General features: G+C 74.5%; 12 protein-coding genes. 4 read left to right on the forward strand and 8 right to left on the reverse strand.

Annotated features, from left to right (window positions below; translation table 11 throughout):
* The first annotated feature begins 118 nt into the window (after positions 1-118).
* The gene (locus JOD66_RS04890) at positions 119-3,991 is read left to right on the forward strand and encodes an Ig-like domain repeat protein (RefSeq protein WP_204835785.1); all 3,873 of its coding nucleotides are present in this window, start codon (positions 119-121) and stop codon (positions 3,989-3,991) included.
* A 35-nt stretch (positions 3,992-4,026) separates the two neighbouring features.
* Positions 4,027-7,386 (forward strand): beta strand repeat-containing protein, encoded by a 3,360-nt coding sequence (locus tag JOD66_RS04895; protein ID WP_204835786.1) that lies wholly within the window; start codon positions 4,027-4,029, stop codon positions 7,384-7,386.
* 76 nt (positions 7,387-7,462) lie between these two features.
* Here JOD66_RS04895 and JOD66_RS04900 read toward each other — a convergent pair whose 3' ends face one another.
* Complete coding sequence (locus JOD66_RS04900) at positions 7,463-8,074, reverse strand: hypothetical protein (RefSeq protein ID WP_204835787.1); 612 nt, start codon at positions 8,072-8,074, stop codon at positions 7,463-7,465.
* Positions 8,075-8,192: 118 nt separating this feature from the next.
* Here JOD66_RS04900 and JOD66_RS04905 point away from each other — a divergent pair, with 118 nt between their 5' ends.
* Together JOD66_RS04905 and JOD66_RS04910 are read left to right on the forward strand one after the other, a co-directional pair.
* The gene (locus JOD66_RS04905; RefSeq protein WP_204835788.1) at positions 8,193-8,672 is read left to right on the forward strand and encodes a hypothetical protein; all 480 of its coding nucleotides are present in this window, start codon (positions 8,193-8,195) and stop codon (positions 8,670-8,672) included.
* A complete protein-coding gene (locus tag JOD66_RS04910; RefSeq protein WP_204835789.1) occupies positions 8,672-9,901 on the forward strand; it encodes a hypothetical protein in 1,230 nt (409 codons plus the stop codon). Before JOD66_RS04905 ends, JOD66_RS04910 begins: the two co-directional genes overlap by 1 nt.
* 112 nt (positions 9,902-10,013) lie before the next feature.
* Here JOD66_RS04910 and JOD66_RS04915 read toward each other — a convergent pair whose 3' ends face one another.
* From JOD66_RS04915 to JOD66_RS04945, 7 genes are all read right to left on the reverse strand, one after another.
* Complete coding sequence (locus tag JOD66_RS04915; RefSeq protein ID WP_204835790.1) at positions 10,014-11,543, reverse strand: carboxypeptidase regulatory-like domain-containing protein; 1,530 nt, start codon at positions 11,541-11,543, stop codon at positions 10,014-10,016.
* A gap of 97 nt (positions 11,544-11,640) precedes the next feature.
* A complete protein-coding gene (locus JOD66_RS04920; RefSeq protein WP_204835791.1) occupies positions 11,641-12,078 on the reverse strand; it encodes a pilus assembly protein TadG-related protein in 438 nt (145 codons plus the stop codon).
* Positions 12,075-12,524 (reverse strand): hypothetical protein, encoded by a 450-nt coding sequence (locus JOD66_RS04925; protein ID WP_204835792.1) that lies wholly within the window; start codon positions 12,522-12,524, stop codon positions 12,075-12,077. The genes JOD66_RS04920 and JOD66_RS04925 overlap by 4 nt, the downstream gene beginning before the upstream one ends.
* Positions 12,521-12,907, reverse strand: a complete 387-nt coding sequence (locus JOD66_RS04930; RefSeq protein ID WP_204835793.1) for a TadE/TadG family type IV pilus assembly protein — start codon at positions 12,905-12,907, stop codon at positions 12,521-12,523. The genes JOD66_RS04925 and JOD66_RS04930 overlap by 4 nt, the downstream gene beginning before the upstream one ends.
* A gap of 162 nt (positions 12,908-13,069) precedes the next feature.
* The gene (locus tag JOD66_RS04935; protein WP_204835794.1) at positions 13,070-13,993 is read right to left on the reverse strand and encodes a type II secretion system F family protein; all 924 of its coding nucleotides are present in this window, start codon (positions 13,991-13,993) and stop codon (positions 13,070-13,072) included.
* Entirely contained in the window at positions 13,990-14,838 is an 849-nt protein-coding gene (locus tag JOD66_RS04940; protein ID WP_204835795.1) for a type II secretion system F family protein, read from the reverse strand. Before JOD66_RS04940 ends, JOD66_RS04935 begins: the two co-directional genes overlap by 4 nt.
* Positions 14,839-14,841: 3 nt before the next feature.
* Positions 14,842-16,122 carry a TadA family conjugal transfer-associated ATPase gene (locus JOD66_RS04945; RefSeq protein ID WP_204835796.1) on the reverse strand — a complete coding sequence of 427 codons (1,281 nt, stop codon included), beginning with the start codon at positions 16,120-16,122 and terminating at the stop codon, positions 14,842-14,844.
* Between the last annotated feature and the right edge of the window lie 189 nt (positions 16,123-16,311).

Here is a 16,311-nt window from a genome sequence, read left to right on the forward strand (position 1 = left end):
CTCACAAAACCTGTGTGCGAGGCGTCACAACCTGCTTGAATCCCGCTCACTCCCTCCGCCACACGGTCCCCGTGTCCGTCCTTCTCGGGTGGCACCCCTCCTCACGGGACGGTGACGCATGCTCCCTGCGCCGATCGACAACTCACTCCTGCCCGCGGTACGCCGACGCGCCGCCCGCTCCTTCCGACGACGGATGGCGTGGCTCAGCGTCCTCGCGACGGTCGTCGCGGGCCTGGTGGCCGCCGGCGGCCTGCCCGCCCAGGCCGTCCAGGCGAGCGGCGACGAGGTCCCCAGCTGGTCGCCCGGCTGGTCGTGGACCTACGCCACCGTCTTCAACTACACCGCCGACGGCACCAACGTGACGATCAACGAGAACGTCACCTACACCGTCGCCGGCGTGGAGAACTACCAGGGTCAGCCGGCGTACAAGCTCAACCTCACCGGCACCATCACCGGTGGTGGGGGCACGACGGCCGTCGACGGTGTCGGCAACGCGACGCTCTCCAACTTCTCCGGCAACGTGACCGGCACCCGTTACATGCGGCGCTCGGACCTGGCGCTGCTGAAGGAGACCCAGTCGCAGTCCCTGGCCGCCAAGGCGCAGGTGTCGATCATCTCGACCAACATCACCGCCAACATCACCTTGTCGATGGACCCGACCCGCGGCTGGCGGCTGGTCCAGTTCCCGACCGAGGCGGGCAACACCTGGACCACCGACGCCGACGTCGATTACGACGGCGGGTTCAGCTACGACGCCGGCTCGCTCGGCGGCACCGGCTCGTCCACCTTCGACGGCCAGCTCCAGTTCGACGGCCCGGTCACCGTGGCCGACGAGAGCCTCGCCGTTCCGATCGGCACCGTGAGCACCCGCCGCGCGCTCTCGCAGAGCACGGACGGCGCGACCCGCGCGACCATGTGGTACTCCCCCAACCACCGCAACGCGGCCCGGCTGCTGCTGGCGATCCCGCTCGACGGCGGCTCCCTGACCCTCGACCAGAAGCTCGCCGGCGCCAGCACTCCCGCCCCCGCGACGTCGCTGACCAGCACCATCACCCCGTCGCTGACCTGCGCGGGCGCGGACCTCACCGTCACCGGCCGGCTCAGCACCGGCGCCGCCGGCGTGCCGGTCACCATCGCCCTGGACAAGTCGCCGGTGAGCGCCGGCGCCGCCGCGACGACCAGCACCACGACCACCGCGGGCGGCAACTACACCGCCACCCTGCAGGCGCCCGCGGAGGCCGACGGCTACCAGCGCAGCGGCATCCGCGGCAGCTGGGGCGTCGTCGCCACGGCGGCGGGCGCGGCCAGCACCTCGACGGTCCTGGTCACCCCGAAGAACTGCACCACCCTCGCGTACGGCGGCGACACCGGCGCCGCGCAGGGCAGCACCGCCACCGTGCGGGCCACGCTGACCGACCGGACCGGCGCCAGCACCGCGGGCCGCACGGTCACCTTCAGTCTCTCCGGCGGCGCCTCGGTGAGCGCCACGACCGACGCCGCGGGCGTCGCCGAGACCCAGATCCCCGTCGCGGGTCCGCCGCGGACGGCCACCCTCACGGCGTCGTACGCCGGTGACGGCGGGCACGAGGCCGCCACCGCGCAGACCTCGTTCGCGGTCGGCACCATCGCCACCACGACCGCGGTCGTCGCCCAGCCGGGCGTCGTGACCATCGGCGACCCGGTCCGGTTCACCGCGACGGTCACCCCGAGCCACGGCGGCCAGCCGGCCGGCACGGTGCTGTTCAACGTCGACGGCGCCGACTTCGGCTCCCCGGTCCCGCTGAGCGGCGGCCAGGCGACCAGCGCCCAGCTCTCCACCCTCGGCCTCGGCTACCACACGGTGATCGCCACCTACAGCGGCAGCGGTGACCACACCGGCAGCGCCTCCAGCGCGGTCACCTTCCGGGTCCGCGAGCCGCTGCTGGCCACCAGCACCTCCTCCTCGGTCTCCCCGACCTCGGCGGTGCGCGGCCAGCCGGTCACCCTCGCCGCGACGGTCAGCACCGGCGCGGGCACGCCCACCGGCGACGTGGTCTTCACCGTCGGCGGCACCGAGGTGGGCCGGGCCGGCGTCGACGTCAGCGGCAACGCCTCGACCGTCGTCACCGACCTCCCGGTCGGCTCCAACCAGGTCGTCGCCAGCTACACCGGAGACGACGTGTACGCCGGCAGCACGGCCACCCAGCGCACCGTGAACGTCGCGAAGGCGGCGGTCTCGGTCACCCTGGACGGCCCGGCCGGAGGCGCGGTCAGCGGCCAGGCGCTCAGCTACACCGCCACCGTCGCGGTCCAGGCCCCCGGCGGCGGTACGCCGGCCGGCCCGGTCCAGCTCCTCGTCGACGGCTCCAACGTCGGCGCCCCGGTCGCGCTGGACAACGGCGTCGCCGTGTTCGCCCCGGTCACCACGCTCGGCGCCGGCAGCCACACGGTCGAGGCCCGGTACGCCGGGAACGCCGACTACCTCGGCGGCTCGGACCAGCTCGACCAGGACGTGGCCGAGGCCGACACCACCACCGTGGTGCAGGCCAACCCGTCCCCGTCGGTGCAGGACCAGAACGTGACGATCACCGCGGCGGTCGCCGCCGTCAGCCCGGGCGCCGGCGCACCCACCGGCACGGTGACCTTCTACGCCGGCTCCGAGTCCCTCGGCGCCGTGCCGCTCGTCGCCTCGGCCTCGGGCAGCGTCGCCACCCTCGAGGTCGACGACCTGCCGGCGGGGACCCACCAGCTCACCGCGCGGTACCCCGGCGACGCCGACTACCGCGCCAGCGAGTCGGCCGCGGTCGCCCACACGGTGATCGCGGGCACGGCGGTCGTGGCCACCACGACCACGCTGACGTCGAGCGCCAACCCGTCGACGTACGGCGAGGGCGTGCGCTTCCGCGCCAGCGTCACCGCCGAGGGCGACACCCCGGCCGGCACGGTGCAGTTCTCGGTGGACGGCCAGGACCTGGGTGGTCCCGTGGCCGTCGAGGACGGCGTCGCGACCAGCCCGCTGGTCGACTCCGCGGAGCCCGGTGACCACACCGTGATCGCCAGCTTCGACGCGGCGCCCGGCTTCGCCGGCAGCGGCGACCTGCTCACCCAGTCGGTCCAGACCGGCGCCGCGACGGTGTCCGTCACCTCCTCGGCGCCGACCTCCGGCGTCGGCGAGGGCGTGCGGTTCACCGCGGAGGTCAGCTCCGACACGGGCCTGGCGCCCACCGGCGTGGTGCAGTTCTCCGTCGACGGCCACCCGGTCGGCGCGGCGGTCACCCTGGTGGACGGGGTCGCGACCAGCGCGTTGCTCGCCGACCTGGCTCCCGGCAGCCACACCGTCGGGGTCCTCTACTCCGGCGACCTGCGCTACGGCGCCGGCACCGCGAGCCTGACCCAGGTCGTCGGCGTCATCGCGACCACGACCGGGCTCGCCCTCGACCGGGACTTCTCGGTCTACGGCGACGCCGTCACCCTGACCGCGACCGTGACCCCGGCCGAGGGCCGGCTCGGCGCGCCGACGGGCACCGTGACGTTTACCGAGAACGGGCAGGTCGTCGCGACGGCCACGCTCGCTCCCGGCGCGAACGACACGGCCGTGGCGACCGCGACGGTCTCCGGGCTGGGCGCGGGCAGCCACGCGATCAAGGCGCAGTACGCCGGCACCAACCGGTTCGGGCCCAGCACGTCCGGCGCCCGCACCCTCACGGTGGCCAAGCAGCCGACCGCCATCCAGGCCACGCCGGCGGTGGTCTCGCTGACGCCGCTGCTGATCCCGCTCGGCCAGCTCCGGGCGACGGTCACCGCGGGCGGCAGCCCGCTGGCCGGCGTACCGCTGGAGTTCCGGATCGGTACCAAGCTGGTCTGCACCACGGTGACCAACGAGTCCGGGTTCGCCGTCTGCAACGCGGCGCCCCAGCTCCTGCAGCTCACCCTCAACGGTGGCTACAACGTCACCTACGCGGGCGACGCCAACCACCTCTCCTCCACGGCGCACGGCGCCATCCTCAAGTGAGGCGGGCTCCGATGAAAGGAACGTCTGTGCGGCGCATGATCGCGGCCCTCGCGGCCACCACTGTGGGACTCGGGATCCCCGTCGTCCTGGCCTCCTCGGCCGCGGCCGACATCACCTCCCCGGCGGACGGCGCGGTCCTGCGGGGCAACGCCACCCTGGCCGCCAGCGGAGCGAGCAACGGCAGCCTGTGCGTCAACGGCAGCGGTCCGCAGACCACGCTGCAGCTGATCAACTCGGCCAACACCGCCGTGATCGACAACGTCCAGGGCGGTGAGGGCGCGAAGTCGCTCACCTTCGACACCCACTCCTACCCCAACGGGGCCTACACGGCGCGGGCGATCGAGCGGAACCGCACCGGCACCATCTTCTGCTCCAACAACACCAAGACGACCAACCGGTCGGTGACCATCGACAACATCACCCAGCTCGCCTACACCGGGGCCACGGAGGGCGCCCAGAACACGTCGGTGACGGTCAAGGCCACCCTCACCGACCCCAACCTGGCCTCCTCGGTGCTGCCCGGCCGGACGGTCACCTTCAGCCTGTCGGGGGGCGCGTCGGTCAACGCGACCACCGACGGCAACGGCGTCGCCACGGCGTCGCTGCCGGTGTCCGGTCCGCCGCGCTCGGCCACGGTCACCGCCTCCTTCGCCCAGACCGCGTTCTACAAGGGCTCCTCGGTGGGCACGCCGTTCGCGGTGCAGAAGAACCCGACCACCACGACCCTGCTCCCGCCGGCCTCGGTGGTGCACGGCGAGGCGGTCTCGTTCACGGCCCAGGTGACGCCGGACAGCGGCACCAGCACGCCGACCGGGACCATCCAGTTCACCGTCGACGGGGACGACTTCGGCGCTCCCGTGCCGGTCTCGGGTGGCGCCGCGTCCTCGGGCTCGACCTCGACGCTGAGCACCGGCACCCACACCATCGGGGCGCGGTACAGCGGTGACGGCAACCTGGTCGCCAGCACCGCCACCACCCAGCAGCTGACCGTCGCGAAGGCGCCGACCAGCACGGTGCTGACCAGCACCGGCTCCCCGACGGTCAGCGGCCAGGCGGTGACCTTCACCGCCACGGTCGGCGTCGTCGCCCCCGGCGCCGGCGACCCCGCCGGCGGCGTGCAGTTCAACGTCGACGGCGAGCCCTACGGCACCGCCGTGGCCCTCACCGGCGACACCGCCGAGCTGACGATCGCCAACCTGGCCCCGGGCAACCACACCGTGCAGGCGACGTACAACGGGAACGGCGACTTCGCCGGCAGCTCCTCGGCCGAGCTCACCCACGGCGTCGACCGGGCGGACACCTCGGTGAGCATCACGACCTCGAACGCCGACGCCGTCGCGGGCGAGCCGCTCACCTTCACCGCGGACGTCGACGTGGTCGGCCCCGGCGCCGGCGATCCCAGCGGTGGCGTGCAGTTCTTCGCCGACGGGAACGCGATCGGCTCGCCGGTCCCGCTCAACGGCGGCAGCGCCGTCTCGGCGCCGGTCAAGCTCGACGCCGGCGACCACGTGATCACCGCGAACTACGAGGGCGACACCCGCTTCGCCGGCGCCACCGCGTCGCTCGACCAGGAGGTCGCCGCGGCCCACACCGCGACCCAGGTCGTGGTCTCCCCCAGCCCGTCGGTCTTCGGCCAGTCGGTCACCATCACCGCCACCGTCACCCCGGTCGCGCCCGCGACCGGCGCCCCCGGCGGCGTCGTCCAGTTCACCGTCGACGGCCAGCCCGGCCCGTTCGTCACCCTGGAGGACGGCAGCGCGGAGATCACCACCAGCGCGCTGGCGCGCGGCAGCCACGACGTGAAGGCGACCTACTTCAGCTCCGACCCGAACTTCGTCACCAGCACCTCGCCGGCCGTGAGCCACACGGTCAACAAGGCGGCGTCGAAGACCACCGTCACCAGCAGCTCCCCGACCGCGGTCTTCGGCCAGCCGGTGACCTTCACGGCCACCGTCGGCGCCGTCGCCCCGGGCGCCGGCTCGCCGTCGGGCACGGTCACCTTCACCGACGGCGACACCGTCCTCGGCACGGCTCCGGTCAGCTCGGCCACCGGCGGGGTCGCGTCGCTCACCATCGACTCGCTCACCGTCGGCCAGCACGCCGTCGTCGCGACGTACGACGGCGACGACAGCTTCACCGGGAGCAACGGCTCGGTCGCGCAGAAGGTCCAGCGGGCCCAGACCTCGACCCTCGTCTCCTCGTCGGCCAACCCGTCCCAGCCGGGGACCGCGGTCCGCTTCACCGCGACCGTGAGCCCGGTCGCCCCGGGCGCCGGGGAGCCGACCGGAACCGTCCAGTTCAAGGTCAACGGCGCACCTCTCGGCGCGCCGGTCGCCCTCGTGGACGGCTCGGCCACCAGCGCCGACTTCACCAACCTGTCCGCCGGCACCTACCGGATCTCGGCGGTCTACGGCGGTGAGTCGCGCTTCGTCACCAGCACCGGGCTGCTCGACCAGGGCAACGGCCAGACGGTCACCAAGGCCGGCTCGGCGACCGAGCTGGTCTCCGACGACGCCGAGGCGGACGCCGGCCAGACGGTGACCTTCACCGCCACGGTCCGCGCGGTCGCCCCGGCCACCGGCAAGCCGACCGGTGTCGTGCAGTTCTGGGACGGCAGCACCCTGATCGGAGCGGCCGGCCTGACCCCGGCCACGGCCGCCAACACCAGCACGGCCACCTTCGCCACCGCCACCCTGGCTCCCGGCGCGCACGAGATCCGGGCGACGTACGGCGGCAGCGTGACCTTCGAGGGCTCCAGCGAGACCACCTCGCAGCTGGTCGGCGCCGGGGTCACCGTCGTCGGGCTCACGTCCAGCGCCAACCCGTCGTCGTACGGCGACCGGGTGACGCTGACCGCGACCGTGGCCGACTCGGCCCCGGCTCCGGGCAAGCCCACCGGCACGGTGACCTTCCGGTCCGGCACCGACGTCCTCGGCACGGCGAGCCTCGCCACCGTCGACGGCCGGCAGCAGGCCACGCTCGACGTCGACGGCCTGGCCGCCGGCAGCTACCCGCTGACGGCGACCTACTCGGGTGACGGCTCCCGGGCCGCCGCCACCTCGCCGGAGCTCAGCCAGGTCGTGCAGCGCGCGGTCACCCACCTCGACGACCTCAAGGTGATCACGACCAACCTGCTGTCGCCCCGCCAGGTGGCCGCCACCCTGCGCGGGCCGGCCGGCCAGCCGCTCGCCGGTCAGCTGCTGGTGTTCTCGACCAACACCACCGTGTCGGGTGGCTACCTCGAGCTGTGCCGGGCGGTGACCGACAGCACCGGGCGTGCCCAGTGCAAGGTGCCGCCCGCGGCGCCGGCGTACCTCAACACCGACGGGTTCACGGTGACCTTCGGCGGGAACGCGAACTACCTGCCCACCACGGACCACGGCGCCGGCCGCTGACCGTCGGCGGGCTCGGCAGGTCCCGCCGCGAGGGGCGCGTCCACACCGGACGCGCCCCTCGTGGCGTTCGTGGGGCTCAGCCCTTGACGTCGATGGTGGCGAACATCTGCTCGACCATCGCGTCCGCCTCGGCATCGCCGACCGGGAGCGTGAACTCGACGGTGAAGAACCTGTCGTCGACCACGGCGCCGATCACGTAGCGGCGCTCCTCGTCGGTCTGGCCCTCCAGCACGAAGCAGTTCACGCCGTCGACCACCCGGTCCGCGACCCGGTGGGTCGGGACGGGATCGTCGGCCTGGAGCTCGCCGTAGCTCACCGCCTTCTGCTCGGTGTCGGTTCCGGGGCCGGCCAGGATGTCGCCGACGAGCACGGAGATGACGCCGCCCGACGGCAGCCGACGGCCCGCGTTGTAGCTGGTGCCGAACTTGGAGACGTGCCACTTCGGGAGGTCGACCAGCCGCAGGCTGACCCCCTCGACGCTGAGCTTCCTGCCTGTCGCCGGAGTCACCGTGGGTGTCGGCGAGCCGGTCTCCGAGGCGGCTGAGGAGGACTCACCCGGCGTGCTCGGACCGGCGCTGGGCCGCCTTCCAGCCTCGCCAGGCGTGTCGTCCGCGCAGCCGGCCAGGGTCAGCGCCAGCGCGGCCGCGAGGACCGCCGTCGGCAGCGGCCGCAGCACCCGAGAGATCATCCGTCCCACCCTCCAGCCCAAGATCGGAGGAACCAGTGTGGCATCGTCGTTTGCATCGTCATGTCGCTGGGTAGCCGGTACCCGTCGACCGCTCCTCGGGACCTCGAAGGACCTCACCATGACCCTCGGACCATTTCCGATTCCGATCCCCGTGATGCCGCTGTTCAACCCGGCCCTCCTCGCCGGGATGGAGGCCTTCGAGCTGTTCCTCATCGAGACTCAGGTCACAGCGGTCTACAACACCCTGGACGAGCAGATCAAGGAGCTGCAGAACGTCGCCTTCACCAAGAACGGCGCCGTCCCCGCGTCTGCGTACGGGCAAGGCAACGAGGCCACCACGCTGTCCTACGAGCACGGCCGTGCCCACAACGTGATCGTCGACTCCCTGGTCGAGATGCGCAAGGACCTCGGCGTCTTCCAGGACGCGATCCTGGCCGCCAAGGCCGCGATCATCGACGCCGACGAGCAGGCCCAGGCCGACCTGCAGGTCGCGGTGCTGCGCACCCAGGGCCTCGACCTCGGCAGCCCAGAGCCGGAGCCGCCGACGCCCGGCGTTCCGACCGGAACCGACACCGACACCGACGGAGGCGACGTCTGATGGCCGGCCAGCACCTCAACGACCTGCTGCACCGCACCCGCAACATGTCGAGCGAGGACGTGCTCACCGCTCAAGTCGCGTGGGAGAACACCGCCACGTCGCTCGACAAGGTCCACGAGGCGCTCGCCACCGCGAGCGAGAAGATCCCCGAGGGGCTCGGCGGCGAGCAGGTCCGCGACATGGTCAAGGAGTCCTTCACCCTCGCCGCCCAGCGGGTCGGCGAGCGGCACGGCCAGGTCGCGGCTGTCTCCGCCGCGCTCAAGCACGCGTCCACCGCGATGGCCGCCGCCGAGCAGGAGGCCAAGAACCCGCCCGGAGCGCCGGGCGAGGCCCCGCCGGTCCCCGAGAGCACCAACGACCCCGACGTCGACGCCGAGAACATGACGGCGTACGCCAAGGACAAGTCGGCCTACAACGAGAAGGTGACCGCCTACGGCGACGCCGACGAGCGGGCCCGCAAGAAGGTCCAGGCGCTGCTGGAGAAGTACGACGCCGCGGTGACCGCCTTCCAGGCGATCGAGGGCGGCGAGGAGAAGGAGCCCAACGGGCCCGGAACGCCCACCGGACCCGGCGGCCCGCGCTATACCCCGCCGCCGCGCTCGACGCCGGTCGGCACCTGGATCGGCTCCGGCGGCCCCGGTGACATCGGCAACCCGGTCGGCCCCGAGAACCCGACCGGCGACCCCGACTACCCCGACTACCCCGGTCCCGGCGGCCACGTTCCGGGCTACCCCGGCCCCGGCTACAACCCGCCACCCATCGACACGCTGACCCCCAACCTGCCGCCGCTCGACCCGGGCCCCGGTGGCGTCGGCTCCGGCGGGACGGGCGACCACACCTTCACCGCCGGCCCTGCCGTCCTCGGCGGCGCCGCCGCCGGTGTCTTCGGCGCCGCGCCCGGCGTGGTCCGGGGCCTGCGCGGCCTGGTCGGCGGGCGCGGCCTCGGCAGCAGCGGCGTCGGCGCGATCGGCTCCAGCACCCGAGCCGGCGGCCCCGGCTCCCTGGGCCGCGCCGGAGCCGGCACTCCCGGCAGCCCGGTCGGCCGGGGCACCGGACGTGGCGGCGCCGCGGGCCGTGGTGGAGCGGGTGGCCGCGGCGGCGGCGCGGCGGGCGCGGCCGGTGGCCGCGGGCGGCGCCGCGACGAGAAGGACGGTCAGGACCGCGACCTGTTCGACGACGGCGAGGACTGGATCGACGACGAGGGCGCCGGGCCCGGCGTCCTCTCCTGAGCCGCGCTGTCCTGGGCGGGGATTCATCACGGGATGTAGGTGAGTCCGCGCTTCCCGTGCGGAGTCCCGCTACAGGAGTGCTGTCTCACCTACATCCCGTGATGAATCCGCACTAGCGGACCCGGACCGCCGTCGTCCGCACCACGAGCGGCGCATAGCCCGGGGCGGTGTAGGTGACCACGGCGCGGACCTTGGCCCGCTTGAGCGCCTTCTTGAGCTTCAGCGTCGGCTTCGTGGCTCCCGCGATCGGCTTGCCCTTCGCCAGCCACTGGACCTGGACCGTGGCCGCCGGCGTGCTGGCGCCGGGCACGACCGTGAGCCGCTTGCCCACCTTGGCCTTGCCCGCGAGCGTCGGGACGCTCGCCAGGCTCAGGGTGCCCGGCTCGACCTGGGTCGCGGTGGTCCCCCAGGCGTAGCCGAACAGGGTGCCCGGCGCGCTGGCGGCGACCCGGACGGCGAGCCGCACGCCGACCAGGTCGGGCGTGATCGCGAGCGTGGACGTGGTCGCGCCGGCGATCGCCCGGGCGCCGGCGTACCACTGGTAGCTGACGGCCGTGGGCTGCTGGGCCCAGGTGCCGGGGCCGGCGGTGACCGTCCTGCCGACCTGGAGCGGCCCGCTGACGGTCGGCGGGGCGGTGTTCGGCAGGGCCGCCGGCGAGGCGACGACGGTGGCGGTCGGCGCGGAGGTGGCGGTACCGCTCGTGTAGCCGTCGAGGGAGGCGGTGACCTCGACCGTGATCGTCTCGCCGAGGGCGGCCGGCGGCACCTTCAGGGTCGGCTGGGTGCCGATCGGCTGCGCCGAGCCGGTGCGGTACCAGGCGTAGGTGTAGGTGTAGTCGCCGGAGAACGGGTACCAGAGCCCCGGGCCGGCGGCGAGGGTGTCGCCGACCCGCGCGATGCCGTTGATCGCGGGCGGGCTGTCCGGGGCGTTGCGCACCTGGTTCAGGTCGAGGTGCACGTCGAGGTCGGTCTTGTCGGCGCCGACGACGACCGGCGTGGCGTCGGCCAGGCTCCGCTCGTCCTCGTAGAACTCACCGTGGGTGAGCGTGGCGTCCGCGTAGGCGAAGCGGTAGCTGCCGGCCGGGAGCACCAGGCGATAGCGGCCGTCGGCGCCGGTCCGGGCCTGGGCGAGGAGCGTGTCGTCCTCGCCGTAGACGACGACATAGGCGTCGGCGGCGGCGCTGTCGTCGGGGGCGGTGACCTGTCCCGAGACCAGGTACGCCGCCGCCAGCGCGGCGTCGACGCCCGAGACCGTCTGGCCGTCGGCGACCGAGATCACCTGGGCGTCGGCGCGGGTGGCGACGTCGTCGTAGAACTCGGGGGCGTAGGAGGGGTCCGTGCAGGACGGGCCGCACTCAACGAACTGGATCCGGGTGTCACCGGGAGGTGCCGGCACCTTGTAGCGTCCGGCACTGTCGGTCGTGACCCACACCGCCGTCCAGCTCTGGTCGGGCTTCTGGAACCAGGCGCCGACCGCGACCCCCTCCAGGCCCGCGCCGCCGGCGTCGGCGGTGACGGTGCCGGTGACGAAGCCGTGCGGATCGGCCGCGTGGGCGGTGGGAGCGACGAGCGTGCCGAGTCCGAGCAGGGCGGCCGTGGTAGCTGTGGCGACCGTGGCCGCGCCCATGAGCTGCTTGCGCATCAGTGAAGAGTCCCCGTCGTCATGGCCACGGGACTGCCCGGGCGCGCTGGTGCTGTCCGGTGTCCAACGACCCGGCCGGGGGAAGGTCCCGGCGCGCTCAGCCCAGCTCGGGATCGACCACCGCGGAGCCGACCGCGCGCACCGTCGGACCTGCCGGCGCGCCGGGCAGGCGCAGCGGCAGCGCGACCGGCGCGACCAGCTCGACGACCAGCCGGTCGCCGTCGACCCGCACCGTCGCCCGCAGGCCCGGGTGCGCCGCAGCGGCGCCGCTGTCGCGCAGGTACGCGCGCACCGCCGCCTCGGCCTCGGCGCGCGAGATGGCCAGGCCGCCGGTGGCCAGTCCACCGGCGTACGCGTCGGCGCCCTGGGCCCCGAGGTCGGCGCCCTGGAGCGCGGCGCCGTCGGCGAGCGCGGCCAGGCGCTGACGGGCGAGATAGGCGGCGCTCGCGTCGACCACCACCGCGACGAGCAGCAGCACGACCGCGGCGCAGCCGACCACGAGCGGCGCGGTGCTGCCGCGCTGACCACGGGTCACGGCTCCCCCACCTCCTGATAGCGGCCGATCGGGACCCGTTCCTCGGCCGCCAGCGCGAATCGCGGCCGGCCCAGGCCGAACAGGTCGGGGAGCAGCGGCAGCGCGACGGCCGACGCGACCCGGACGGTGATCACCGAGGTGCCGCGGTGGCAGGCCGTCGGGTACGGCGTGCAGGTGACCGTCACCGTCACGGGCGCGCCGGCCAGGCCCTGGTCGGCCAGCACCTGGCGGGCGACCGCCCGCGCCCGCCGCTCGCCGGTGGCGTCGTCCGGCGCCAGCGCATAGGCACGGGCCGCGGCGCGCGCGGCGCCGCTGACCCCGAACGAGCCACGCTGCACCTCGGCCACCGACAGCACCACCCACAGCAGCGGCAGCAGGAGCAGCAGCGCGAGCCAGACCACCTCGACCAGCCCGCTCCCCCGCTCCACGTCGGCCCGGGGTCTCACCGCGGGTCCTCCAGGACGGCCCGACCGGTCACGGTGACCGCGACCGCCGGACCGCCGACCCCGAGCGCCGGCACCTCGGCACGCACCACGATCTCGATGCCGGGACTGCCCTCGACGAGGACCCGGCGGGCCGCGACGTCGTCGGCGTACCGGGGCGCCAGCGCGGCCGCGATCTGCGCCCGGGCCCGCGCCACCCCGTCGCCGGGCTCCCGGTCGGCGGTGGCCGCGAGTCGCGCGCCCTCGGCCGCGGCGGCGGCCAGGGTGGTGCGCACGTGGAGCACGAGCGCAACCTGGACCAGCCCGAGCAGCAGCGGCACCAGGACGACGGCCGCCAGGGTCACATCGACCAGGGCCGAGCCCCGCTCCGTGCGGCGCCGGCTCACTTGACCGAGTCGAGCGCCGACTGCAGGATCTCGACCAGCCGGGGCTCGGCGACGGCCCACAGCGCGACGCCGATGGAGATGGTCATCAGGGTCACCAAAACCCAGCCCGGAACGTCACCCCGCTGGTCGTGTCGTCGTCTGGACATGTGACTCCCTTCGGGTTCAGTAGCTGAGGGACAGGCCGATCAGGCCGGGCCAGAAGGCGAACAGCACCGTGGTCGGGAGCACGAGGAAGACGACCGGCACCATCATCGCGATCTCCTTGCGCGACGCCTGCTCGATCAGCGCCCGGCGTCCGGCCTCGCGGACGTCGGCCGCCTGCGCGTGGAGCACGTCGGCGAGCGGGGTGCCGCGCTCCACCGCGACCGCGATGCCGTGGGCGAAGCGGGCGACCACGCCCAAGCCGGTGGTCGCGGCGAGGCGGTCGAAGGCGTCGGCGATCGGCTCACCGGTGCGGACCCGGGCCAGCAGGTCGCCGAGCTCGCGGGACAGCTCGCCCCCGCTGCGCCGGACCACCCGGTCCAAGGCGCCCACGGGGCCCTCGCCTGCGGAGACGCTGAGGGCGAGCAGCTCGGCCACGGTCGGGAACTCGGCCAGCATCGCCGACTCGCGTCGCCGCACCTGGGCGCTGAGCCGCTGGTCGCGCAGCAGCACGCCGGACCCGAACGCCGCGGCGCAGGCCACCAGCAGTGGAGCCGCGGCGCCCGGGTGGGTCCAGCTGCGGAGCAGGCCGGCGGCGGCCGCGAGCGCGAAGCCGGCCAGGCCCCACTGCACCTGCTGCACCCGCAGCTCGTGGACGGTGAGCGTCGAGCCGGCCCGGGCCAGCCGGCGCCGCACCGAGGGCGCGCCACCGAGCACCCGCTCGACCCCGTCGGCGGCCCGGCGCAGCACCGGCCCGAGCAGCGCGACGGCCGACCCGGGGGCCCCGGCGGCCGGCGTACGACGGGCGGGGGTGAGGTCGCGGAGATACGGCAGCACCCGGTCCTCGATCCCGGGCCGACGCGGGACGGTCAGCCGGGCGACGACGAGGACCAGGCCGAGGGCGGCCACGAGCCCGAGCAGGGCGCCGGCGACGAGGGGGCTCACCTCAGGATCCGCCGCTCGACGGGCAGCCGGCCCAGGCGCACCATCAGCCGGTAGGCGAGCACGCAGGCGCCGGCGCCGAGGGCCAGGACGAGCGCGCCGGCGGCGGACTGGTAGCGCGAGATCACGTCGGGCTGGGTCGCCATCAGCAGCAGCACCAGCCACGGCGCCGCGACCGCCAGCCGCGCGCCGTTGACCGCCCAGGACTGCCGCGCCTCGAGCTCGGCGCGGGTGCGCAGGTCCTCGCGCAGGTAGCCGGACAGGTTGCGCAGCAGCCGGCCCAGCTCGCCGCCGCCGACCTCGCGGGCGATCCGCAGCCCTTCGACCACCCGGTCCCCCACCGGGTCGGCGAGCCGGTCCGCCAGGCGGTCGAGGCAGGCGCCGAACCGCCCGGACACCTGGTAGTCGAGCGCGAAGGCGGCGAACGCGGGCCGCAGCGCGTCGGGACCACGGTCGGCGAGCGCGGCGACCGCCTCCGGCAGCGACATCCCGGCCCGGACCGCGGACGCGAGGTCGTCGACCGCCTCCGGCCAGACCTGGGCGAACTCGCGGTGCCGACGGCGGACCCGGCCGCGGACGACGGCCCAGGGCAGGTACGCCGCGCCCACGCCCAACACCAGCGCGATCGGCCCGGTCCGGGTCAGGCCGAGGACCACGACGCCGGCGGCGACTCCCGCCGCGGCGGACAGCAGCGCGAGCGTGCGGGGCGCGACCTCCGGCAGCCCGGCCTCGGCGAGCAGCCGGCGAACCCGGCCGGCGGCGCGGGGCGGGCGCGGCGCGGGCCGACGACAGCCGGACCACACCAGCAGACAGCCGACGCCGAAGCCGAGCCCCACCAGCGCGCCCATGCGTCAGCCCGCCTCTCGCTCCGCGTCGTGGAGCAGCCCCACGACGTCGATCCCGACCCGCTCGAACCGGTCGAGCCGCGGCGGCAGCCCGGTCGCCCGCCGCAGCGCGCCGCCCCGCCACGCGAACAGCGCCTCGGTCTCGATCACCTCCCCCTCCAGCCGCCCCGGAACGGCGACGATCTCGGTGACCCGGCGCACGCCGTACGGATCCAGGGCGAGGTGGACGACGAGGTCCACCGAGGCCGCGACGGTCGGGACCACGAAGCGCGCCGAGATGTTCTCGCCCGCGAGCAGCGGCAGCACGCACGCCTTGGCGAGCGCCTCGCGGGCGCTGTTGGCGTGGAGCGTGCACATGCCGGGGATGCCGGCGTTGAGCGCGAGCAGCAGGTCGAGGCACTCCTCGGCCCGCACCTCCCCCACGATCAGCCGGGACGGCCGCATCCGCAGCGACTCCTTGACCAGGTCGCGCAGTCGCACCTCGCCGGTGCCCTCCAGCCCCTCCTGCCGGGTCTGCATCGCCACCCAGTCGGGATGGGGGAACCTGATCTCGAAGACCTCCTCGGCCGAGATCACCCGCTCGCCGCCGGGGATCGCGGCCGCCAGGCAGTTGAGCAGCGTCGTCTTGCCGACCTGGGTGCCACCGCTGACGAGCAGGTTCAGCCCGGCCCGCACGGCGGCGTCGAGGAAGCGCGCGGCCGCCGGCGTGAGCGCGCCGAGCTGGACCAGGTCGTCGAGCAGGCTGGCACGGACCACGAACTTCCTGATGTTGACCGCCGCGAAGCCGCGCGCGATGCCCTGCAGCACGACGTGCAGCCGGTGCCCGGCCGGCAGCATCGCGTCCACGAACGGCCGGCTCAGGTCGATCCGCCGCCCTGTCGACGCCAGCATCCGCTCCACCAGATCGGCGACCTGCGCCTCGCTCAGCACCAGGTTGGTCAGCTCGTGGCGGCCCTGCCGGGCCACGAACACCCGGTCCGCACCGTTGATCCAGATCTCCTCGACGGTCGGGTCCTCCAGCAGCGGCTGCAACGGCCCGAAGCCGGCCACCCGCGCCACCAGCTCCGCCACCAGGGCGTCGGCATCGCCGACCGGCGCCACCACCCCGGTCAGGCTGCGCTCGTCGTGCTCCCGCACCAGCGCGGCGGCCCGCCGTCGTACGGCCTCGACCTCGCGTTGCGGGTCGATCCCGTCGCGTCGTACGGCGGCCCGCAGCTCCTCGTCGAGACGGGCCACCACCTCCTCGGACGCCGGCGTGACCGCGACCGGCGGCTGCAGAAGGGCCATGACGACTCCCGGGACAGGTCTGGCGACGGGCAGGCCAGCACCGTAGGTCGCGCTTCGGGAGGCGGGAAGGCGGCTCGGCCGCCGCGGTGGAGCAGCGCGGCTTTCTTGTCATCCGAGTGACAAGAAAGCCGGGTGCCGACGACGCTGCTGCCCTCGACGGACCTCCGGTGCCGAGGCGGGACCGGCGCT

Origin of the sequence: Nocardioides nitrophenolicus, from assembly GCF_016907515.1 — a bacterium.
Lineage (GTDB): Bacteria > Actinomycetota > Actinomycetes > Propionibacteriales > Nocardioidaceae > Nocardioides > Nocardioides nitrophenolicus.